Here is a 22,873-nt window from a genome sequence, read left to right on the forward strand (position 1 = left end):
AATTATATCGTTTAAATGTTAATTGCTACCGGTTTTAAACCTGTGTCACAAGATCCTCCCAGATCAGTTTTCGCAGGGGTGAAGTGGCATATACACCATTTGATCCGCCATCGGACTTTTCCAGAGCTATCACACTGACTACCGCATTTTTCTCCGGGAGCATGACACAATACTGCCCGAAGATTCCCCACATATACGACGCATGATTGACCGGATCAATCCAGGTCTGATAACCATATCCTGCCGCAGCCGGGGGATCGCCCGGAATGAATTCTCCCGTTACAGAGTAAGAAGTCGTCATGGCTTTTACATATTCTTCTGAAAGAATCCGCTTTCCTTTGTATTCACCGCCATTGACCAGCATCTGACCGAAGCGTCCGACTTCGTCAACATTCAGCTGCAGTGCATTTGCTGCGATCGTGTGTCCCATCGGGCAGCTGGTCCATTCCACATTATGAATGCCAATAGGCTCAAACAGGCGATAGCGAAGATACTCCCGCATATTCTGTCCACACTTTTTCTCAATCAGGCACCCCAGTATATATGGGTTTGCATTATTGTACAGAAAAGCTGATCCCGGTTTCTGATCGAATTTGCCGTCCGTATAGAAGAACCGTACCCAGTCACGGACATGTTTCCGTTCATAACCATCCCGCCAGAACATCGTCTCGCTGAGTCCGGTCCGCATCGTCAGTAAATCCCGGACTGTAATATCCGCCGCATTTTCATTGGTAATATCGTAGCTGGCCTCCGGAAAGCTTTCCATCACCCGCTCATCCAGCGTGATCAGTCCCTCTTCCAGAGCAAGCCCCGCTGCAGCTCCAATAAAGGTCTTTCCGACGGAATAAAGTTCAAACCGCGGTTTTGCCTCGAACCGTGTCCACTCGTCCGCGACTTCCCCATCCTTACGCACCTGTGCTGCCAGGATAAAAAAATCATTTTTGTCCACGTCCTCTATAAACTTTTTTACCAGTGTCATTTGAAACCTCCTCCCATATTTCATGTATTCTTGAGTTCTTACCCGTTTAATCAGGTAAAAACGCAAAGCCAGTCATGAGCACACCGAGCAAGCCAATAGCGATTGCCAGTAAGGCACGCAGCCTTTTGCTGCTTCTTTCATACTTTGGATCGTGTATCCATCGGTCCACTGCGCTGTATCCTCAGCCGGCAGAGCGATCATAACCGGAGTGGCACAGTGTGAGGCAAATACCCACTTAAAATGCCTGCGGTAAACGCTCCGATATATCCTTTTTTTGCTGTTTCCGGATGATGGCAGTGCGGAATGATCGCAGAAGCCATCGTGCCGAAAGCCCCGAATGTCAGAGCCATGGCAAACGCCATGGTAAGTGATAACCTCAGTGCTATTCCCCGGTCATCACCTGCAGAGCTTCCAATATAAGCAACAACTACCGGAACACTGGACAGAGAGCATGGTGTAAAAGATGTCAGTATGCCTGCCATCAGAGACAGCAGCGGTGCAATCCACAGATGTTCTGTCATCAGCCCTGACAGGATATTCAGAATTTCTGTCATCTCATCCCTCCCTCAGTATTCCTTTTAGTTTCTCTGTTCCCTTTGTTTATTTACAAAATAGAGGACAATATTGGCCGCAACAACGATAAGGTTTAAAATATAGAAGAACAGCACATAGGAGATGTTGTGACTTAGAATTTTTGCCGCCATTCCACACAGGTATCCGATTTCGATGAAACACAGAAAGGTCAGACTGACACCTTTCGTAGTTTTCGCCAGAAATGCCTTTCTGAAATTAATTGGCCATGAAGCTCCAAAACAGAGCAGCATGATGATCTCACACATATTCGCCATCTCGACATATCCTTTCCTTATCCCTCTCAACTGTTTGACTTGTTCAACAACTCTACATGTATTCAGCTTACACTGTAAACCGCCATCTGAGAAGATTGAATTTCCTTAACATTTGTTCACAAAATATATACATGCAAAATATTCGGAGGTTTTATTGTCGTTTTTGCACAATAAAAGCTTTTTTCATTGCCATTTGGGATTGTGGAGCGTAATCTTCATCAGGCATACTCTGTCGCCCATCTTTATGCTCTTCAGCAGCTCCACATCAGCACTGCAGTCAAACGCCTTTTCAAACAGGTCCTTGCTGTAGCCGGTAGTACACTGGCACCATGTATTTGTCTCCAATTTTTCCACGTCCGCAAGCATCGGGCAGGGACAATAACCAAATTGCAGATAAAGCTCCCCGTCTTTACAGAAAAGCCCTGCGGCTCTCGCTTTCTCTGAATCTGTTAATTCTTCTATGCTTGCTGCAGTTGACTTCAATTCCTCTACAAGCGCAAGTTTTTCGTCCATTCCGTAACCACATTGGCAGTTCATTCGTATTTTCTTTATGGTCTCAAATTCAAATTTACTCTCCAGACGTTGCATTGCAGATTTCACCCAGGCAGGATTCTTTTCTGCATTGTCAGGCTGCTCCTTACCATACACCACCTCATTCGCCACAGCCGCACTGCTTTCCGTTTTAACTGCTTCATAAATTACTTTCTCCTGAATTTTTCTTATGTCAAACATAATCTCCTCCGTATTCTTCACTCATTGATTGACGCAGAAATTTTCTGCAAATTAAAAAATGACCTCCTTTCTATTTGAAGTATTTCTAAACACTTCTAAATTATAGAAAGAAAGTCATCCCGCTGACTTCTGAATTCTTGCTTTTATAAAACGGGGATACATAAATCCATAACAACACTGTGATTGCCACGTTCAATATGGCGATAAATATTCAATCCATATCTCTGCGCCATATTGTAACCGCTTTGGGGCAGCCAAACGTTAAAAACACCTTGTAATGTCTCAAAGATATCGCTGATTTCTCCATCGAAATGATACACAATCCATTTGCCGCCTCTGATCAGCATAACATTGTCCAGGTCACAATCCTGTTCCACCGTCATACAGATATCGCAAATGCACTGTGACAAGTCTGTAATGGCCGGGTCATTAAAAAAGCGCTCTATCAGGATTGTCCTCTCATTCAAAAACGAGTTGTATTTATCTAAAAAATGATACCAGTGTTTTTCAATATCCGAATAGTTTCCAATAAACCGCTCATATATCACTAAAAAATCTTTAAGCTCCTGAATTTCTGTATGGGCGGCATACTCCTCCACAGTTTTGAAGTGGACAATCCGATCCGGTGTAAACGGAACAGGCATGCTGTGCGTTGGTATTGACCGTTTAAACATGGCAGGGGAAATATCATGGTGCTTTCTAAATACCGAACTATAATTGGAGGAACTATATCCATAATCTAAACCAATGTCTGTAATTGCTTTCCTTGGGTTTAGTTTCATATCAATTGCGCTCTGGTCAACCTTACAGCGTTTAATAAACGCATAAACACTTTCACCGGTTTCTTCTTTGAACATTCGGCTAAAATAGTACTTTGATACATAAAATTGAGCAGATATGGTATCAAGCGATAAGCCCTCATCTAAATGCTGCATAATATAATCAATGCTTTGATCAACAAGTTTTTTCCTGTCCATATATCTCCATTCTTCTATATTAATAACGTACGCTGACGTCCGATCATCGGCAGACCCGTTCGGCAGTCTTTACAAACTCCTGTATCACAGGCCGGCATATCCGATGGCAGCCGATCCCCAGTACAATGGGAATTTCCCAGTCTGTTGGAATAATCTTAAATTCCGAGAAACTGTCCTCGTATCTGGCATAGGTCAGCAAAACTGACTTCTCTATATCGCATTTCAGATGGAGCATGCTGTCATAGCTGCCGATATCCGCCAGCTGAATTTCCGGCTCATTACGGAGGATATAATCCCTCAGACGGTCCTCACACCTGGCGATACCCCGTTGATAGATCAGCAGTCTTTCGCCTCTTAGATCTTCAAAACGAAGGAGCTTTCTGTCCGCCAGCCGATGGTCCGGAAGAACTGCACAGGAAAAACGGGTTTCCAGCAGCCCGGTAAACGAAACATCCGCATGATCCGGGCAATAGTAATTCATCGTATATTCTGCACAGATATCAAAGCTGCCTTTCTGAAATTCTTTAAAATATTCTTCCGGAACAAAATCCCGAAATTCAATTTTTACATCTGGATGTGTCTGCTTAAATTCCCGGCAGATATCCGACAGCAGAATCGGCTTCAGGTTTGGTATGGACCCGATCACGACTCTTTCCTTTTCACTGTCCTGACTATTCCGGCACTGTTTCAGCAGCTGTTCATATTTTCTCAGAAGTATCTGATTTTCTTCCAAAAAATATTTTCCTTCTTCAGTAACATATACCCCTTTGTGATCCCTGGAAAAAATCTCAAAACCTACATCCGCTTCAATCTGTTTAATCTGCTGCACTAATGCTGATCTGGATATATGCAGCTCATCTGCAGCTTTTGCGATACTTCCGTATTTTTCAATAACCAGTAACCGATCAATTGTTCTGACATTCAGCATTACCATTCCTCCTGTCATTCCTGCATCACTTGTTCAACAAGTGAATTATACCATACATCATTAAATAATCCAATCACTAACCTTGCGTTTTTCACAAAGTCAGTTTATAATTAATGAATAAAAATGATATGGAGTAATCTGATATGGCAGAGTTAAGCAGAAACTTAAAAATCAAAAAACCATCTGCTCCTGATCTGGTTTGTGAAGAGATGAAATCCCTGATCGCCCAGGGAATCTGGCAGAAAGGGCAGAAAATCCCCTCAGAAAGCGAAATGGCCGATACGTTTGGCGTCAATCGTTTCACCGTCAGAATGGCACTGCAGAAATTAAATACACTTGGCGTACTTCAGACAAAAGTCGGAGACGGAACCTACGTCTGCTCTTTTGATTTCGAAAAACACCTGCAGACAATCTCTGAATTCTACATGACCCCGGAGCTTCTGGATGATGTTGCCGAGTTTCGCTCCATGATTGAAGTTGAATGTGCACGGCTGGCTGTCATGCGGGCTACCCCCGATGAAATTGAAAAACTGCGCTCCTGCTGTAAGGATTTTGAAGATAAAGTCATCGCCTATGTATCCACGCCTCATAATTCCCCAGACAGGAAGACTCTTCTCACTGCATTAAATGACAGTGACATCGAGCTTCACAGCCAGCTGTGCAAAATGTCTCACAATGAGCTGCTGATCTACGCATATTCCACCGCAAAGGAAGCAATCAGAGAATATACACTAACGCTTGGCCACCGACGGCTGATCCATCTGACTACTACGGATGACATAACTTCCATCGAACACCACTGGAATCTCTGCCACGCCATCGAAAACAGAGATTTTGAAACCTGTCGGGCTATTTTACTGGATATGATCGATTATCATAATACTGAGAACTTATGAAAAACAGGCATTCCCAGATGGGAGTGCCTGTTTAGGAGTTTTTTATCTTGTTGTTGCGATCAGCTCTTCATAATTGTCCTGCGTCATATCGGACATTTCGATATTTGTACGTTCTTCGATTTCTTCACCCTTATAAACTTTCTCTGCGATCTCGCCGCACAGAGTACCAATGCTTGGCCAGCTTACAAAGATTGCATATTTCTGTTCGCCGTTCTTGATCAGATAACCGTCGTCTTCAACACTGACAACGCCTACTGTCGTAACATCATCAGCCATCCCTGCTGCCTTCAGCGCTTCCACTGCACCGACGATCATCTTGCCGTCAGCGCCAACGATACAGTTAATCTTGTCACCGTATGTCTGAATCCAGTCTTCAGTAACCTGCATTGCCGTAGCAGTTTCAAACTCACCTGTCTGTGAAGACAGAACTGTCAGGTCATCACGGGAAGAGATTCCTTCCATAAAGCCTTCCTCACGCAGAAGTGTTGCTTCACGTCCAGGTGTTCCCTGCAGATAGCAGATGTTAGCATTCTCAGGCAGATTTTCTGCGCACCATTTGCCCTGTCCCAGTCCCAGCGCTTTCTCATCAAATCCGATAAATTTCCATTCACCACCGGATGCCTCGGTACCAACCATGAACACCGGCACCCCTTCCTCGTTGCAGGCTTTGACTGCAGTTGTATTTCCCTGCGTATCAACACCGATGATGAACATCATATCCACACCTTTGCTGAGCAGTGTCTCAACATTTGTTGTCTGTTTTTCGATATCTTTTGCAGAGTCCGCCGTCAGAGCTTCCACTTTGTCCGCACCTACAGACTTTGCGAATTCATCGCTCTCCACGTACTCTACAAACTTCTGCATTGCAGGATAACAACAGTTATCTGCGTTGTCGATGTTTGCAAATCCTACACGATATACGTAGTCTCCGCTTTCTTTTGCATCATCTGATCCGCCTTCCTCAGCAGACGCTTCACTGCTGCTGCCGCTCTCCTCTTTCTTACCGCCGCAGCCCGCAAGCATCCCGACACAAAGTACAGATACCGTCAGCATTGCCAATAACCGTTTCACCATTCTTTTTTTCATCTTTTTCTCTCCTTTTTATTGTTTGCTTAAAATTTAGAAACCTTAAAAATCATGCCTTTCTTGTTTTGCGCACCTGCACATCGATGATAACTGCCAGCGCGATGATAAGACCTTTTACGATTTTCTGCCAGTATGCAGAAACGTCCATCTGTGTCATGATATTGAGCAGTACACCGACAAACAGTGCACCGACTACAACACCGTATACTTTACCTGTACCACCATTCATGGATGTACCACCGATGATAGCCGCTGTGATCGCATCGAACTCATACTGCTCACCGCCGTTTGGCTGTCCGGAATTCATACGGCTCATCAGGATAACACCGGCAAGCCCTGCTGCTGCTCCCGCAAACAGATACGCCTGAGTTTTTACTTTTTTGGTATTGATACCGGAAGCTCTTGCCGCATCCGTATTGCCGCCTACTGCATATACGTAACGTCCGAAACGGCGACGGTTCATCAGTACCCAGTAGAAAACAAGTACTAATATCAAAATAATGGTAGGAACCGGAACCGGACCAACATATCCCTGGCCAAACACGGTGTAACTCTCATCAAATCCGGAAACCGGCTGTGCCTGAGTCAATGCCAGTACGGCACCCCGGCAGATGAACTGAGAAGCAAGCGTCATGATAAAGTCCGGGATTCCACAGGATGTAATAACCAGACCATTGATAAATCCGCAAAATGCACCGATCAAAATACCAACCACAAGCGAGATCACAGGATTCCCTGTAGATACCATGACCATTGTGGAAATAACTCCTGACAGTGCACAGACAGATCCAGGTGACAGATCACATCCGCCTGTGATCAGTACCATCTGTGAACCAAACGCGATGATCATGATAACCGCATTCTGGCGGATGATATTGCTCAGGTTACGTGTTGTAAAGAATGCATCACTTAAGAATGATGCGACGATCACTGCTATTACTAAGATGATGAATATACCAAACCGGCTGTAAATCTCAGCCACACTCCATTTTTTATTCGTTTTTGTATTTGTCATTGCTCGAATCCTTTCATCGCACTCTCCATTATTTTTTCCTGCGTTGCCTCTGCTACCGGCAGTTCTCCCGTCAGATATCCCTGAGACATAACTGCTATACGATCGCTCATACCCAGAATCTCCGGCATTTCAGATGAGATCATAATGATCGCCACACCCTTGCGGGCCAGTTCGCACATCAGTTTGTAGATTTCGTATTTTGCTCCTACGTCGATACCTCTGGTCGGCTCATCCAGAATCAGTACTTTCGGCGCCCTTAAAAGCCATTTTGCCAAAACTACTTTCTGCTGATTTCCGCCTGATAAAGAAGAGACAGGAGCTTCCGGTGTTGCCAGTTTAATAGATAACGTTTTAACCATTTCATCAACATTCTGCTTTTCTTTCTTCATGCTGAGAAATCCTGATTTTTCAATATCCTTAAGGCTGGCAAGTGTTATATTTTCACGGATGGAACGGCAAAGCACAACACCTTCCTTCTTTCTGTCTTCACTTGCCATCAGCACTCCGGCATCGATCGCCTGCTGTGAATTTTTGAAATCTACCTTTTTGCCTTCCAGCAATACTTCTCCGGATTCTATCGGGTCAAGTCCAAAAACAGCACGGAATAATTCACTTCGTCCGGCCCCTACCAGTCCGGCAAAACCGACGATCTCACCGGCATGGACTTTGAAATTGACATTTTTGAAACGCCCACCGTTGAGGTTTTTAAGCTCCAGTACCGTCTCTTTGATCGGTGCCGGAGTTTTTGGAAACTGTTCCGTAATCTCGCGTCCTACCATCTGCTTGATGATTCCGTTTTTATCGATGTCACCGATCTCACAGCTGTGTACCCACTGTCCATCCCTGAAAATCGTAACCTCATCACAGATCTCAAAAATTTCATCCAGTTTGTGAGAAATATAGATAATACCAACACCACTGTTTTTCAGACGTTCGATATTTTCAAACAGAATATGTACTTCAGAATCGGTAATGGATGAAGTCGGCTCATCCATGATGACAACCGATGCATCACGTGAAATTGCCTTGACAATTTCTATCAGTGCAATGTCTGAAACCGTCAGGTCTCTCATATACCCTTTGGGATCATAATGAAATCCGAATTCATCGAGCAGTTTCTGAGTATCCGACCATAATCTCTTCCAGTCCACCATCTTCAATGAATCGAGAGGTTCACGTCCCAGAAAGATATTTTCAGCAATTGTCATATTGGGAAGCGGACTGAGTTCCTGATGGATGGTTGCAATTCCCATTTCCAGCATTTCTTTTGGATTTTTAGGAACGATTCGTTCCCCTTTATACCAAATCTCACCTTCATCCATCTTATATATACCGTTAATGATTTTCATCAGTGTAGACTTACCTGCACCATTCTCACCGCACAGAGCATGCACACTTCCAGGCTTTAATTTTAAGTTAACCCGATCCAAAGCTTTTACACCTGGGAATTCTTTTGAAACACTTTTTAATTCCAGGATGTATTCATTTCTTTCATTCACGGTTACACCTCCTTGTATACAATCTCTTCATTGTCTCCTCCCTTTCACCAATAATTTAAATTACTTCTTGCTTACAAGTGAACAATATCATATACTGAAAAATGACGAAATACTTTTCGCCTATTACCTTTTATTTGTCACACCAAATCATAGATTTGTCACACCTGTATAGAAACACACCACTTTTTCATGTATTTCCATGCACATTGACGGAATCTTAAAGTACCAGAAGAGGACGGCTGAAAGAAATCTTTCACCCATCCCCGATTAGAGCCGCAGCAAATGCGGCATGAGAGGAAAAACGTATGAACCCCATTCGAGTCATGATTGCTGAAGACGAGATCGCTATTGCAAACCTGATTAAAAATCTAATTGACTTTGAACGTTTAAACCTGGAGTTTATTGGATTTGCTCTAAATGGTCAGATTGCTTACGAGATGATTTTGTCTGAGAAACCGGACATTGTCATTACAGATATTTCCATGCCTGTTATGAATGGATTAGAGCTGATTGAAAAATCGCAGAAGGAAAAACTGCCTGTGCATTTCATTATCATCAGCGGCCTCACCTACTTTAATTATGCACTTTCCGCCATCAAAATGGGCGTTGAAGATTATTTATTAAAACCAATCAACCAAACAGAATTAAATGATGTGCTGGAAAAAACGATCCTGAAGATCGCATCCGCGCTGCAGATTGATTTTCAGATTCAAAAACTGGGTATCGATACACACCTTCAGACACAGAAATTACGCCGTTCTTTTATTATGGATATCCTGTATGATAAGGAACATCCTGTAGAATTGAATGAAGTTCAGATAAATGAGGAGTATGGTTTTTCTTTCTTATCCGATGCTCCTTTTCTGATGGGGATTGCTTTAATCGACGGTATCCTGGCACTTAATCTCGCCACCCAGAACGTAATCATTGAACAGCTGATGCGTAATTTCCAGACAGAAATGAAAGACCTCTGCATTGATATGGAAGTCTATAATAAAAATAATCAGTTTATCTTTTTGCTGAATTACGAACCTGACCAGGAAAGCAGGATTCTTGGTTCTATTGCCGCAATCAGAGAGGACCTGGCTTCTTATCTGGCCGCATATGAAGGACTGCAGCTCACGATCAGCTGCGGGGTTATGGCTCCCCGGATCCAAAATCTCCCCTATTCACTCAGCACTGCTCAGAAAGCTTTAAATGCACGGATCATCCAGGGACCACAGCACGTTCTTTTTGCAAAGGAACTGCTTCTGAATAATGCGAAGCCCGGCTTTATATTGTCCAGTTCAGATTTTAGCTCGATTCGGTCCTGCATTGAGATTCGTGATACAAAAAAATTTGAAAATCTGCTGAAAACACTTTTTAAAGATGTGGCTTCCAGCTGCCGCTCCTGCCCTCATTTACTGCTGGATGCCTTTTGTGATGCTTTATCCGGTATACTGTCAGATTTCCATCAGCATAAAATAATTTCCGTGAACCTGGCAGACACCTATCTGCAGTACTGCGATGAGATCGAACAGTATTTCACTTTAAAAGAGCTTATCTTATTTACGGTATCTTTCATCCGGGAGTTGCTTCCCCTCGATAATGAAACGAACTCTCAGGAGAATCGGCAGATTCAAACAGCAAAGGCCTTCATTCAGGAGCATTTCAGTGAGAATATAAAACTGGAAGATGTGGCGGAACAGATCTATCTGGCTCCTACTTACTTCGGTGTCCTCTTTAAAAAAGAGGTAGGGGAATCCTTCAGCTCTTATCTGACCTCTGTCCGAATCGAGAAAGCAAAAGAACTGCTGCACGATGTGCGTTACAATATTGCAGAAATTGCAAATGAAGTAGGTTACCAGGACAAGCGCTATTTCAGTAAACTATTCAAAGAACAGGTCGGCGTTACTCCGAAAGAGTACCGCAAAATTTACGCAAACTGAGGTATATGACTATGCGTGAGCAATTTATCAAAAGCAAAAAGAATATTCAGATGTTCTGTAACACACAGTATTATAATGATTTTTTAAAAAACATCGGTCTTACGGTCTTCTTATGGATCTTTTTTCTGATCTCTGCCTTTCTGCTGATAAAAGCTCCTGCCGGGTCTTTAAGGCAGCATACGATGATCATACTGTGGCTGCTGATCGGTCTGTTGGTCTTTGCTGTATTTACAGTCACCTACTGGATCCGCTATTACCATACCGTCATCACAGCAGCACTTAAAATTGAAAACATCAAAAAAAAGTATTCATTAATTGATGCTGAAAAAATGACAAATTACGTGTCATCGCTTAATATTATTCTGGATCTGATTGACTCTTCGCTGGAAAAGGAGTATTCCAACCGCCTGCTTCAAAAACAGGCCGAACTGGATGCCATGCAAAGTCAGATCAATCCGCACTTTTTATATAATACTCTGGATACGATCCGGGGATATGCCGTGATGGAGGACGCACCGCTAACTTCAGATATGGTTGAAGTTCTCTCCCGCCTGTTCCGCTACATGATCAGCCAGAAAAACGAACTTGTGACTCTGCGGCAGGAGTTGAGTACCCTGCATGATTATATTAAAATACAGGAATACCGGATCAATCAGCATATCGTGTTTATGCAGAATATCGCACCGGATCTGCAGATCATGAATTATCGTATTCCGAAACTGATCATTCAGCCCTTTATTGAAAATGCAATCAAACACGGGATTAAGGGGCTCTCTAAGGATTTTGTCATCACATTGAATATCCACAATACGCAGTCCCGCCTTGTCATCAGCATTTCTGATAACGGCAGTGGTATGACACCCGAACAGCTACGAACACTGAATCAAAAACTGGCCGGAAATGAAACGGATTCGGTGCACACCGTCAAAGACAAAAAAACCGGAAGCGGAATTGCACTTACAAATGTTAATTCACGGATCAAACTTTTGTACGGGGATTCATTCGGTGTTGTCGCCTACAGTACACTTGGAAAAGGATCTGAATTTCAGATATCTCTTCCCTATTATCAAAATCAGGAGTAAGGATCGCCATGCAGCATGAAGTTTTGCGTCTGACCCATATTGGTCGGGCTGTCGACAACCAGATTATCAATGATATTTCATTTACGCTTTATGCCAGAGAAGCACTGTGCATTCTGACGGAAGATATTGAGACCAAAAACTTTCTTCTCGACTTCCTGCAGGGCGGTATATCGTCAGATCAGGGATATCTTTATATCAATGACGCCCCAAAAACTCTCTACAGTCTGGAACAGGCACGCAATGCAGGAATCTATGTGGTTGACGAGAAGCAACTGGTGGGGTCCATGAGCGTAGCTCATAATCTTTATATGACCGCTTCTTCCTTCTATAACAAGTTAAAATTTCTGGACACTCATGCCATACATGCCGCCGCAGAAGACCTGTTAGACCGTTTTTCACTGGGTCATATCAAACCTACGGCAGTCGTTGACACACTGCCCTTTCCTGATATTTATATTCTTTCCATTTTGCACGCTTATACCAGCGGCGCCAAAGTTATTGTGCTCAATACACCTTCTTTTATTTTTTATCAGCCGAAAGAGACAAAAAAACTTCAGCGTATCGTAAGCATTCTGAAAGAAAAAGGCGTATCACTGTTGTGGTTTTCCAATAAATGGAACCCTGTTTTTCAAAATTTTGACCGTTTTGCCGTTATAAAAAACGGAGTCGTCACACAGCTTTCCAAATTGACCACTATTCCTCCAGTGATCGCAGATGGTGATTTTATGAATACCCAGCTGAAACGCCTGACGCTCAATGCGGATAACCGAAAAAAAGTATTGCAGTGCAACGATGTTTCAAGTTCTGAGTATCCCACGAAACGCTTCAACTTTTCACTGTATCAGGGGGAAATCCTGGGAATCTGTGACAGCGACCACATTTTGTCATCTTTTATGAATACACTGTCTGACGGGAAATTACCAAAAACAGGAACTCTGGTGCTGGATAACATGAATTATCATCCAAATTTTCATACGAAAAATCAGATTGCCTTTATATCCTCCTCTATTGGGCATCAACGGGTTTTTCCGCAGATGAATCTGTACGACAACGTCGCTCTTCTTCTGAATAAACCAATGTATAATGTCGGAGGTTTCTTAAATAAACGAATACGCAATCATATGGTTTTTACTGCTCTTGAGTCTATCCATGCCGATTATCTCGTCAGGGAATATGGCTCCAGGCGAAACCTGAAAGGTATGAATGTCCATGACCAGTTCATGGTTGAGATCGCCAAATGGCTATGTCTTTACCCCAGAGTTTTTATTTTCAGCGATCCTTACACTGTTTATGACAATCTGTCTGAATATCATTTTGGAAGGCTGCTCGAGTATCTGCAGGAACTTGACATTTCCATTCTGCTCATCTCCAGCAGTGAAGAAAACCTGTCAAAATTCTGCACACGTGTCATCAACACCTGATTGAAAAGAGGTTTCCATCCGCCGCATGGGATCTCTTTTTTGATTACAGATATTTCCAGCCAGGGATCTTCGTTCACGGAGGATAATATCTTGCAAGAAATCCTCCCTCCGGTTATATTATGATAGACAAAACAAAGGAGCAAATTATTATGAAGCAGCCGCATGAAAAACGTCAGATCTGTTATGACCATACACTTCAGATTGAGGCATATCAACTAAAAGGGATCGTTCAAAAATTCCCCAATCATTTTCACGAGTGTTACGTGATCGGCTACGTAGAGCGGGGAAGCCGGCACCTGAAATGCAATCAGCACGAGTATTCCCTCGAAAAAGGCGATCTGGTGTTGTTTAACCCTCTGGACAAACACTTTTGCGAACCCGTAAACGGAGAAAATCTCGACTACCGGGCAATTAATATACCCGCAGATGTCATGATCAAAGCTGCGCGGGATATCACTGGAACGGCCTATACACCGTATTTCACCAGTACTGTCATCAGACAGAGTGATGCAGCCCAGTCTGTCAACAGCCTCTATACTGCCGTGACAAACCATCAGACATCTTTTGAAAAAGAAGAGGCCTTTTTCTTTTTACTGGAACACATTATAAAAGAATACTCCGAAACCTATGAGAACGCTGATATCTCCAGCCCCGATTCCTGGATCGTACAAATCTGCAGGTTTATGGAGGACTCTTATGAACAGGAAATCAGCCTGAATGATCTCTCAGAATATGCAGGCCTCAGCAAATCCTATCTGCTGCGTTCTTTTACCCAGCAGATGGGAATCTCACCTTACCGCTATCTGCAGACCGTGCGCATTAACCAGGCAAAAAAACTCCTGGAGGCCGGCACTCCGGTGATCGATACCGCTGCAAAAACAGGTTTTTCAGACCAAAGTCACTTTACTAATTTCTTTCGGAATTTTATCGGTCTGACACCGAAACAATACCAGAGAATTTTCACAGCGGAGGTATCGCATGAAACAGAATAAAACAGCTGCAGGACATCTGTGTGCATTCGTCACAATCTTAATATGGGGGACAACATTCATATCAACAAAAGTTCTGCTGACGGATTTCACACCCGTTGAGATTCTGTTCTGCCGCTTTCTCCTCGGTACTGCTGCCCTGTGCATCGTCAGCCCACACCGGCTGCGGCTGAATCATCCACGCCAGGAGATCACATTTGCATGCGCCGGCCTGTGCGGTGTCTGCCTGTATTACCTGTTGGAAAACATTGCACTGACATATACGCTGGCTTCCAACGTCGGAATCATTGTTTCCGTGTCGCCATTTTTTGTCGCAATCCTTGCCCATCTGTTTTCAGACGGGGAACATCTGAAGAAACGCTTCTTTCTGGGATTTGCTGTTGCCGTCATCGGTATCGTGCTGATTAACGTCAATGAATCAGGCGCCTTTAAGTTTAATCCAGAAGGAGATCTGCTTGCGCTGTGTGCCGCCATTATTTGGGCCGTATACTCTCTTCTGTCAAAAAAAATCAGCGGTTACGGCTATAACACCATACAGGCAACAAGACGAATCTTTTTTTACGGCCTGCTATTCATGGTACCAGCCCTTTTCCTGTTTGGATTCAAGCCATCGCTTTCATCCTTCAGGGATCCCGTATGTGTGCTGAACCTGATATATCTGGGTCTCGGAGCCTCTGCCCTGTGCTTTGTCACATGGAATTACGCCGTGCGCTGTCTGGGTGCTGTGAAGACGAGCATCTACATATACCTCGTTCCCGTGATCACAATCGTAACTGCCGTGATTGTGCTGCATGAAAAACTGACCGTAATCGCCGGTGTCGGGGCCGCATTAACTTTAGCGGGATTAATCATATCAGAAAACAGGAGGGGTTCATAACCCCTCCCCGTTCATTTCTCAAGGAAATGCTGCGCACTCAAATCTATTGCTCTTCAGTCTCAGATCTTCTGCGCATACCTGCCTGTTTCATCACAGCTGTGGACGCCCCGTCAATGGCATCAATCGCCGTGATCGCTCTTTCCTCATCTTTATCAATAATCGCATTTGCCAGTACCAGATGATCAGGCACCGTTTTTACCCAGTGATACGGATCATACTCAAGTTCATTCCAGTAGTCCTGAAAGATTCCGATCCGCAGTGAATTAACAATCTGTGCGATCGTCTGATTCTCTGCCAGTTCCATTAATTTCATATGAAACTCATGATCCAGGTCATCATCATACCGGTCCTGATCATACAGCTCCATCATCTCCTCCGCCAGTTTCAGTAATTCCTGCTTTCCTTCCAGGTTTGCTGACTGAATTGCTTTTCTGACAGCCATGTGCTCTAACGTGACTTTCAATTCCTGGAATTCATAGAGATTTTCTTTCATTAATTTCAATTGAACAGAAGAAATTTCCTCCGGGGGTTCCTTTAAAAATGTGCCCAGTCCGGTCTTTACTTCAATCATCCCACGGTTTTCAAGCACACGCATGGCTTCCCGAACAGAATTCCGTCCTGTCTGAAACATTTTCGCCAGCTCTCGTTCTGACGGTAATTTGTCTCCGGCCTGCAGCTGATTCGCTTTTGCATAGTCAAAAATCGCGTCTGCAACCTTTATATAAAGCAGATCTTTTGACACCGGGCCAATCTGAACAGTATTTTTTTTCATCTTTCTCCCTTTCAACTCCCTCTGTTCCTGTCATGACACATCAGGACAATTTTGTAAACAAGCAAATAATAGACTGATACCATTATACCAATATATGGTATATTAGACAAGAATTACATAGATCACAAAAGATTTTTGCCCGTGTCCGCATCAAATAGATGCAGCAGTTGTTTGTTCATCCTGAAGTGCAGTACCTCTCCATACTTCATGCTGTCCCGGTACTCTTCCGGCAACTCGGTTACAGGTACTTTTATGATAAACTCTTTTTCAGCTGCCGTCAAATGAATATGCACTTCACTCCCCATCATCTCCCACACGTCTGATTTTCCGGCAATCCTCTCTTCTTCTTCTTTATCTGCCAGCTTTATATGTTCCGGCCGTATCCCTAACACAATCTTCCGCGATTCTGTATTTCCGGTTTTCAGCAGTCTGGCAGTCCCTTCCGGCAGAGTAATCTTTGTATTCAGTATTTCAACAGAATATCGATCCTTGTTTCTTATCAGGTTTCCATCAAAAAAATTCATCTGCGGGCTCCCGATAAATCCCGCCACAAAAAGGTTTTCGGGGTGATTAAACACTTCCTGCGGCGTGCCGATCTGCTGAATAAACCCATCCTTCATAATCACAATGCGATCCCCCAATGTCATCGCTTCCGTCTGATCATGTGTGACATACAAGAAAGTTGTATTGATCTTCTGCCGCAGTTTCATGATCTCCGCCCTCATCTGATTTCTTAGCTTTGCATCAAGATTTGAGAGCGGCTCGTCCATTAGAAAAACCCGCGGTTCTCTTACGATCGCACGTCCGATCGCTACCCGCTGCCGCTGCCCCCCGGAGAGTTCTTTTGGTTTACGCTTCAGAAAATCGGTGATCCCCAGTATTTCAGCTGCCTCACGAACCTTTCTGTCGATATCTGACTTCTTCTCTTTCCTCAGTTTCAGTGCAAACGCCATATTTTCGTAGACCGACATATGCGGGTATAATGCATAGTTCTGAAATACCATCGCTATGTCCCGGTCCTTAGGCGCAAGCTCATTGACCATACAATCCCCTATATACAGCTCGCCGCTGCTTATCTCTTCCAGCCCTGCAACCATACGAAGTGTCGTAGATTTTCCACATCCAGACGGTCCTACCAAAACTATAAATTCTTTATCTTCTATTTCCAGATTAAAGTCATGGACTGCTACAACATCCTTTCCATATACTTTCTTAATATTATGTAATGAAACTTTTGCCATACCGTTCCTCCATTTCACATTTTCGTACTTCACTCTTTTACAGAACCTGCTGTCAGCCCTTCCACCACGTATTTCTGAACGATCATAAACATGACCGCCGTGGGGATTAGTGCAAGCATTCCGCCTGCCATCATGGCTCCCCACTTTACATTATTTTTGCCTATCAGGCTCTTAAGTCCTACCGGTATCGTCCATGCCGTCGGTTCACTTGTAAAAATGATACCGGCGATCAGTTCATTCCACGCCCCGATAAACGCAAATACAAACACCGCGACGATCCCCGGAAACATAACCGGTAAGATCACCCTCCACAGGCTTCTCATCCTGGAACACCCGTCTACCATCGCAGCTTCCTCCAGAGAATAAGGGATTCCCTCGAAAAAGCTTCTCATTGTTATCACACAGAATGGCAGATTCGTGATTACATAAAAAATCCACAGTCCAAGATGCGGAACATTTGCAATAATCCCCAGTTTTGCATAGACGGTATACAGCGGAATAATCACCAGTATTCCAGGCACCATCTGGGTGATCAGAAAAAACAACAGCATCGGGGTCTTCCCGCGAAACTTATAACGTGCCAGTCCATATCCCCCAAAGATCGAAAGAATTGTCACCGCGACAGCTGTAGATACGGACAGTATGATGCTGTTTCTGAGAAAATTTCCATAGCTGAAGATCTTAAATAAATCCCGGTAATTATCCAGAGTAAACGTATGCGGAAAATAAGTGACCAGCTGTGTATTGATGATCTCCTCATGTGGTTTAAAAGACGTAATCGCCATCCAGTAAATCGGCAGCATAACAAACAGAAGAAAAAAACTCAGGATAAATACCCTTAAAACAACTGCCGCACATCTCTTTTGTCTACTGCTCATCTACATTCCCTCCTCATAATTTGTCACTTTCAGAAATACCAGCGTGTAGAGCATCAGGGCCGTCATCAGCAGTACCCCGATCGCCGATGCGAACCCAAAATCGTAACCTGAGAAGGCCCTGGTGTACATATATGCCGGCAATGTCATGGAATAATTAGCCGGACCCCCGTTCGTTATCACAACAATTAAATCAAAAGAGTTCAAAATCCAGATTGTTCTAAGCAGCAGCGTCATGATAATCGTAGGTTTAATATAGGGTACTGTGATCCGAAAGAATTTTTTTACCGCACCCGCGCCGTCGATACTCGCAGCCTCGAAAACATCTGACGGAATCGACTGCAGTGCTGCCAGAATCATAATTGCAAAAAAAGGAACACCGATCCAGATCATGGCAAGTACGACAACAAACAGGGAATACCCCGGTGTTCCCAGCCAGGCTATATTCTTATCTATAATTCCAAGCTTCATCAAAAGATCATTGACTACCCCATACTCTCCGTTGAATGACCACCGAAACATTAAGCCGACAACAAAAGCCGAGAATGCCCACGGCAGGAAGACTATGGACTGATAGATCCCGCGTCCTCTGAATTTTTTCCAGAGCGCCAGAGCCAGCGTCATTCCGAGAAGAAACTGCCCCGCGACCGAGCAAAACACATAGATCACCGTATTTTTCAGTATCAGCCACAGATTCTCATCCGCAAGCAGTTTTTTAAAATTATCAAGACCATTAAAATGAATATCTGCAGATCCCAGCTTATACTGCTGAAATGCCATAATAAAACTGTTCACGAGCGGGACCGCAAAAACAATGAGCAGCAGAATTAAAACAGGCATTAAAAGAGTATATGGTTCCATCATTCTTTTAGTTTGATTCCACCCTTTTTTATGAGCCGTTATTTTCCGGATGCCTTTTTGCGCCATTTGAATACCTCCTTTTACGAATACAGCTTCCCGCTACAGGAAGCTGTAAAATCAAAATCCAATTGTATCTCTACTGCATTGTCTTTGGAGTATCTACAACCGCGCCATCATTTTCATCCAGGTACGTTTTCATCCGTTCCTCCAGCAGTCCGCAGATTGAATCAAGCGCATCCCCGGCGTCCTGCTCACCCAGCAGATATTTTTGAATCTCCTCGTAAAGAGGTCCCTGCTGTAAATCTGTACTGTCGAATGGACCATATCCAGTCGGAACCACCATATCCGGGTTGTTCAGCTGTTCTACAAATGCATCATATACGCCGTCTTCTCCATATAATGGGTCATCCCCAACTTCTTTCATTACCGGAATCATGCCCACCTGCCTGCAGTACTCAATATTGTTCTCCGGCTGTGACAAATATTCAATCACGCTCCAGGCTGCTTCCTGGTTCCTGCAGTCTTTTGAGATGGTATAAGAATACGGAGCATTGACTGTATTATAAATTTTACCATCTTTTGTGCTGGATGGTATCGGAAGTACCGTCCACTTGCTGTCATCCATACTGTTCTGGCAAGACACAACCACTTCGGAATCATTATTCAAAGTCCCCGTAAGGCCTCCGCAGAAATTATCAACCATTTCCACAAATCCCCAGTTAATGGACTCTTCCGGGGCATATCCTTCTTTATACATACTCGTAAATTTTTCAAAGGCTTTCAGGCATTCATCCGAATTCAGGAGACAATTTCCTTCCTCGTCATAGGTACGTCCCCCCGTAAACCCCTGCAGATAAGTCATAATGACATCAAAAGCTCCTCTCGTCCCGCGGTATGTCATCCCATACTGTTTCCTGTCCGCATTTGTCAGCTTCCTGATTACTTCAAAATAATCATCATATGTCCAGTCTCTCAGATCTTCGATATCGATTCCTGCTTCCTCACACCAGTCTTTTCTGATATAAATTCCTTTTACCATCATACCGTCCGGCACGGTATAGATGTTGCCATACATCTCTTTCTGATTCGCCCAGACAATCTTTGTTACGGTATCTGCAAACTTATCCTCCTGCCCGCTCAGATATTCATCCAGCGGAAGGATCCATTCTGAAGACGTAAACTGTCCAAGCCAGTTGTCCTGGGCCGTCACAATATCCGGCAGAGAATTGGACGTTGCCATGACCATGATCTTGTTCGCCGCATCCTCAAGAGGAGTGCTTTCATATGTAATTTCAATTCCCATGTCTTCTTTTACTCTTGAAAATACATCTTCAAAATATGCCTGCCGCACATCACTCGGTGAAGTATCCAGGAAACGCAGTGACACCGTTTCACTTCCCCCCTCTTTGCCCGAACTTTCGCTCTGACCACCGTCTTTTCCGCATCCTGCCAACAGACTGATACCTACACATCCTGCCAATACCCATGCTGCCGTTTTTTTCATACCTTCTTTCATATTCTGCCTCCTTTTAGTTTCCAATGACCTCTAACGCCTGCTGTAAATCCTCCAGAAGATTCTCTGTTCCTTCCAGCCCGCAATGCATGCGAATCAACCCCCTTTCGATATCAAGAAAATCCAGTTCCTCCTGTTCCAAATAGTATAACGGTACCATGGCCAGACTTTCAAATCCTCCCCATGAACACCCTTTTCTAAACAGTTTCAGAGCATCTACAAATTTTAGTGAATCATGCGCCGGTGCATCCAGTTCCAGGCTCATCAATCCTGAACTCCCGCTCTGCTGCCTCTGTATCAGCTCATACTGAGGATGAGATTTTAAACCGGGATAATAAACTCTCTTTACTTTCGGATGCCCCTCCAGATATTCTGCCACTGCCTGTGCCGTCTCCTGATGTCTTCTCATCCTGAGATCCAGCGTGCGCATACCTCTGATCACAAGCCAGGATTCCATAGGTCCGATGACTCCCCCAAGCCACTCACGGAGCTGATTCATGATTCTGCGCATAAGCTCCTCATCTTTTGAAACTAAAACCCCGCCCATCAGATCACTGTGCCCTCCCAGATACTTCGTCAGCGTATGCATAACGATATCAATTCCGTAGTCAAGCGGCTTTTGGAATAGTGGCGTACAGTATGTATTGTCAATATAAGTCTTCACATGATGACGCCCGGCTAATTCTGCAATTGCCTTTAGATCCACAACGGTAAACACAAATGTCGCAGGACTCTCAAGAATAATCAAAGCCGTGTTTTCCCTGATCGCAGCCTCCATTTCCTCTAAATCTGTTCCCGTTAAATAAGTAACTTCCATATGCAGCCTCGGAATACAGTATGAATCTAAAAAGCGCTTTACGGGCTGGTAAACATCTTTCATACAGATAATATGGCTTTCGGCCTCACACACTGCGAGAATCGCCGTGGAGGCAGCCGCCATGCCGCTCGAAAACATCACGGCTCTTGATCCATGCTCAAGTCTGGCAATCTTTTCTTCCGCAATACTGGTCGTAGGATTGGATGCCCGTCCATAATAAAATTGATTTTTTTCGAACACATCCACCTCATGATACTCCTCAAAGGTATCAAACACGTGCAGAGAATTCATAAAAATGGGGGGTGTTACAGCATTCAAATATGATTTTTCATCCTCCCCGGTGCGTTCCAGTATCAGCATATCGTCTTTTTCGCTCACAAATTGATTCTCCTTTCTGCTCACCCTGCCATCCGATGGTTCGATGGTTCGGTGGTATTACCACTTCTTTATGGAAATTATATCAATACACTATTAAGATGTCAAGTCTAAAAAAACAGAATCCGAAAAGTATCTGCTTTTCGAATTCTGTCAATTAACTTTTAATTCTCTCCTCTCATTCCCTCTGGAAACGCCTCGCACTCAAACTCCTCAACCGTTCTGGCCCTTGCCGCCAATTTCAACCAGCCTTTCAACACATTAAGATCCTTCTGTTCTAAAATTATATTTCTTTGCGCTTCTGATATCTTACCAAGATCATCTAATAACTCTAATACTGCCTCCGCTTTTCCAACGGCTCTTCCCTCTCGCCTGTCCAGTTCACGTTCTTCCCACGCCTGCATATACCTTACCCCCATTTCCTCACTGGCCTTGAGCATCTGCACACGTTCCTTCAACTTTTTGACACGTTCGCTGGTATACTCCCGGTCACTCTCCTGATCCGTATGCTCCATATAACGAAGCAGTTCTACCAGTTCCCCGGTGACCTCCTGTTTATTCCTCCCGTGAGTGTTAAGAAAGATTCGAATGGATCCGTCCTCCAGACAAATCTTGGGATCCTCCTCACACATCATACGAAAGGTATACAGATACCGGCCGCGTCCAAACAGGTCGAACGGCGCTATAATAATAATATAAACATCATTCAGCTCATTAAAGTCAACTGTCCCTGCTTCCAGCAGTTTGCTGTCAATCAGCGCCTGATACAGCCTGCTGCGCCTCGGTATGTTTTCCGTGTCCGTTTTTTGAACCTCAGTATCGTATACGCTCCCTTCCACATCCTGTGACCAGACATCCAACCGGATATTCCTGAGCAGCGGTGATCTGCGCTGCTCTTTTTCCGTCTGCGGCAGGAATTTCAAGACAATTTCCCGCCCTAGAATAATTTCCAGCAGTGTCTGCAGGTTTTCCGGATCGTCCATAACCTCCGTAAAAAGAAAACGATCCAGCAGCGTCAGCTCTGCCAGTGATTTTTTTGGTTTCATGTGCATCTTATCCTTTCATTATAGAGCGCCTGCGGACATATGTAAAGCACGTTAAAAGAATGCATAAGCAATTTTATATTGTGCATACTGGTTACAGACTGTTCTATAGCAAGCTA

At 44.0% G+C, this 22,873-nt stretch carries 22 protein-coding genes; 6 read left to right on the top strand and 16 right to left on the bottom strand.

Going from position 1 to position 22,873, the window contains the following annotated elements; genetic code table 11:
* Positions 1-34 precede the first annotated feature (34 nt).
* The 6 genes from MCG98_RS15720 to MCG98_RS15745 form a co-directional block, all read right to left on the bottom strand.
* Positions 35-979 (bottom strand): serine hydrolase, encoded by a 945-nt coding sequence (locus MCG98_RS15720; protein WP_240302832.1) that lies wholly within the window; start codon positions 977-979, stop codon positions 35-37.
* A 197-nt stretch (positions 980-1,176) separates the two neighbouring features.
* Positions 1,177-1,533, bottom strand: a complete 357-nt coding sequence (locus tag MCG98_RS15725; RefSeq protein ID WP_240302833.1) for a cytochrome c biogenesis protein CcdA — start codon at positions 1,531-1,533, stop codon at positions 1,177-1,179.
* 24 nt (positions 1,534-1,557) lie between these two features.
* Positions 1,558-1,827 (bottom strand): hypothetical protein, encoded by a 270-nt coding sequence (locus tag MCG98_RS15730; RefSeq protein ID WP_240302834.1) that lies wholly within the window; start codon positions 1,825-1,827, stop codon positions 1,558-1,560.
* 183 nt (positions 1,828-2,010) lie between these two features.
* Positions 2,011-2,559, bottom strand: a complete 549-nt coding sequence (locus MCG98_RS15735; protein WP_240302835.1) for a DUF6144 family protein — start codon at positions 2,557-2,559, stop codon at positions 2,011-2,013.
* Between the two features lie 143 nt (positions 2,560-2,702).
* Positions 2,703-3,536 carry a GyrI-like domain-containing protein gene (locus MCG98_RS15740; protein WP_240302836.1) on the bottom strand — a complete coding sequence of 278 codons (834 nt, stop codon included), beginning with the start codon at positions 3,534-3,536 and terminating at the stop codon, positions 2,703-2,705.
* A gap of 43 nt (positions 3,537-3,579) precedes the next feature.
* A complete protein-coding gene (locus MCG98_RS15745) occupies positions 3,580-4,464 on the bottom strand; it encodes a LysR family transcriptional regulator (RefSeq protein WP_240302837.1) in 885 nt (294 codons plus the stop codon).
* 143 nt (positions 4,465-4,607) lie between these two features.
* On the opposite strand from MCG98_RS15745, the gene MCG98_RS15750 reads away from it, so the two are divergent.
* Entirely contained in the window at positions 4,608-5,360 is a 753-nt protein-coding gene (locus MCG98_RS15750) for an FCD domain-containing protein (protein ID WP_240302838.1), read from the top strand.
* Positions 5,361-5,402: 42 nt separating this feature from the next.
* On the opposite strand, the gene MCG98_RS15755 is transcribed toward MCG98_RS15750, so the two are convergent.
* Genes MCG98_RS15755 through MCG98_RS15765 form a run of 3 tightly spaced genes read right to left on the bottom strand, consistent with a single transcriptional unit; the run spans position 5,403 to position 8,960 of the window.
* On the bottom strand, positions 5,403-6,446 hold the full coding sequence (locus tag MCG98_RS15755) for a sugar ABC transporter substrate-binding protein (RefSeq protein WP_240302839.1): 1,044 nt from the start codon (positions 6,444-6,446) through the stop codon (positions 5,403-5,405).
* Between the two features lie 49 nt (positions 6,447-6,495).
* On the bottom strand, positions 6,496-7,461 hold the full coding sequence (locus MCG98_RS15760; RefSeq protein WP_240302840.1) for an ABC transporter permease: 966 nt from the start codon (positions 7,459-7,461) through the stop codon (positions 6,496-6,498).
* Positions 7,458-8,960 carry a sugar ABC transporter ATP-binding protein gene (locus MCG98_RS15765; protein ID WP_240302841.1) on the bottom strand — a complete coding sequence of 501 codons (1,503 nt, stop codon included), beginning with the start codon at positions 8,958-8,960 and terminating at the stop codon, positions 7,458-7,460. Before MCG98_RS15765 ends, MCG98_RS15760 begins: the two co-directional genes overlap by 4 nt.
* Positions 8,961-9,265: 305 nt before the next feature.
* Here MCG98_RS15765 and MCG98_RS15770 point away from each other — a divergent pair, with 305 nt between their 5' ends.
* From MCG98_RS15770 to MCG98_RS15790, 5 genes are all read left to right on the top strand, one after another.
* Positions 9,266-10,888 carry an AraC family transcriptional regulator gene (locus tag MCG98_RS15770; protein ID WP_240302842.1) on the top strand — a complete coding sequence of 541 codons (1,623 nt, stop codon included), beginning with the start codon at positions 9,266-9,268 and terminating at the stop codon, positions 10,886-10,888.
* A gap of 11 nt (positions 10,889-10,899) precedes the next feature.
* On the top strand, positions 10,900-11,970 hold the full coding sequence (locus MCG98_RS15775; RefSeq protein ID WP_240302843.1) for a histidine kinase: 1,071 nt from the start codon (positions 10,900-10,902) through the stop codon (positions 11,968-11,970).
* Positions 11,971-11,978: 8 nt separating this feature from the next.
* Positions 11,979-13,391 (top strand): hypothetical protein, encoded by a 1,413-nt coding sequence (locus MCG98_RS15780; protein WP_240302844.1) that lies wholly within the window; start codon positions 11,979-11,981, stop codon positions 13,389-13,391.
* 149 nt (positions 13,392-13,540) lie between these two features.
* Positions 13,541-14,383 (top strand): AraC family transcriptional regulator, encoded by an 843-nt coding sequence (locus MCG98_RS15785; protein WP_240302845.1) that lies wholly within the window; start codon positions 13,541-13,543, stop codon positions 14,381-14,383.
* Complete coding sequence (locus tag MCG98_RS15790) at positions 14,370-15,257, top strand: DMT family transporter (protein WP_240302846.1); 888 nt, start codon at positions 14,370-14,372, stop codon at positions 15,255-15,257. The genes MCG98_RS15785 and MCG98_RS15790 overlap by 14 nt, the downstream gene beginning before the upstream one ends.
* 43 nt (positions 15,258-15,300) lie before the next feature.
* Here the strand turns inward: MCG98_RS15790 and MCG98_RS15795 are convergent, their stop codons facing one another.
* From MCG98_RS15795 to MCG98_RS15825, 7 genes are all read right to left on the bottom strand, one after another.
* The gene (locus tag MCG98_RS15795; protein WP_240302847.1) at positions 15,301-16,029 is read right to left on the bottom strand and encodes an FCD domain-containing protein; all 729 of its coding nucleotides are present in this window, start codon (positions 16,027-16,029) and stop codon (positions 15,301-15,303) included.
* 122 nt (positions 16,030-16,151) lie between these two features.
* On the bottom strand, positions 16,152-17,270 hold the full coding sequence (ugpC, locus tag MCG98_RS15800) for a sn-glycerol-3-phosphate ABC transporter ATP-binding protein UgpC (protein WP_240302848.1): 1,119 nt from the start codon (positions 17,268-17,270) through the stop codon (positions 16,152-16,154).
* Between the two features lie 29 nt (positions 17,271-17,299).
* Complete coding sequence (locus tag MCG98_RS15805; RefSeq protein WP_240302849.1) at positions 17,300-18,148, bottom strand: carbohydrate ABC transporter permease; 849 nt, start codon at positions 18,146-18,148, stop codon at positions 17,300-17,302.
* Positions 18,149-19,072, bottom strand: coding sequence for a sugar ABC transporter permease (locus MCG98_RS15810; protein WP_240302850.1), 924 nt, complete (start codon positions 19,070-19,072; stop codon positions 18,149-18,151).
* Positions 19,073-19,142: 70 nt separating this feature from the next.
* The gene (locus MCG98_RS15815) at positions 19,143-20,522 is read right to left on the bottom strand and encodes a sugar ABC transporter substrate-binding protein (RefSeq protein WP_240302851.1); all 1,380 of its coding nucleotides are present in this window, start codon (positions 20,520-20,522) and stop codon (positions 19,143-19,145) included.
* A 13-nt stretch (positions 20,523-20,535) separates the two neighbouring features.
* Positions 20,536-21,714, bottom strand: a complete 1,179-nt coding sequence (locus MCG98_RS15820) for a PLP-dependent aspartate aminotransferase family protein (RefSeq protein ID WP_345891682.1) — start codon at positions 21,712-21,714, stop codon at positions 20,536-20,538.
* 161 nt (positions 21,715-21,875) lie between these two features.
* Positions 21,876-22,757, bottom strand: a complete 882-nt coding sequence (locus MCG98_RS15825) for an Rpn family recombination-promoting nuclease/putative transposase (RefSeq protein ID WP_240302852.1) — start codon at positions 22,755-22,757, stop codon at positions 21,876-21,878.
* Positions 22,758-22,873 lie beyond the last annotated feature (116 nt).

The organism is Ruminococcus sp. OA3 (genome assembly GCF_022440845.1).
Lineage (GTDB): Bacteria > Bacillota > Clostridia > Lachnospirales > Lachnospiraceae > Ruminococcus_G.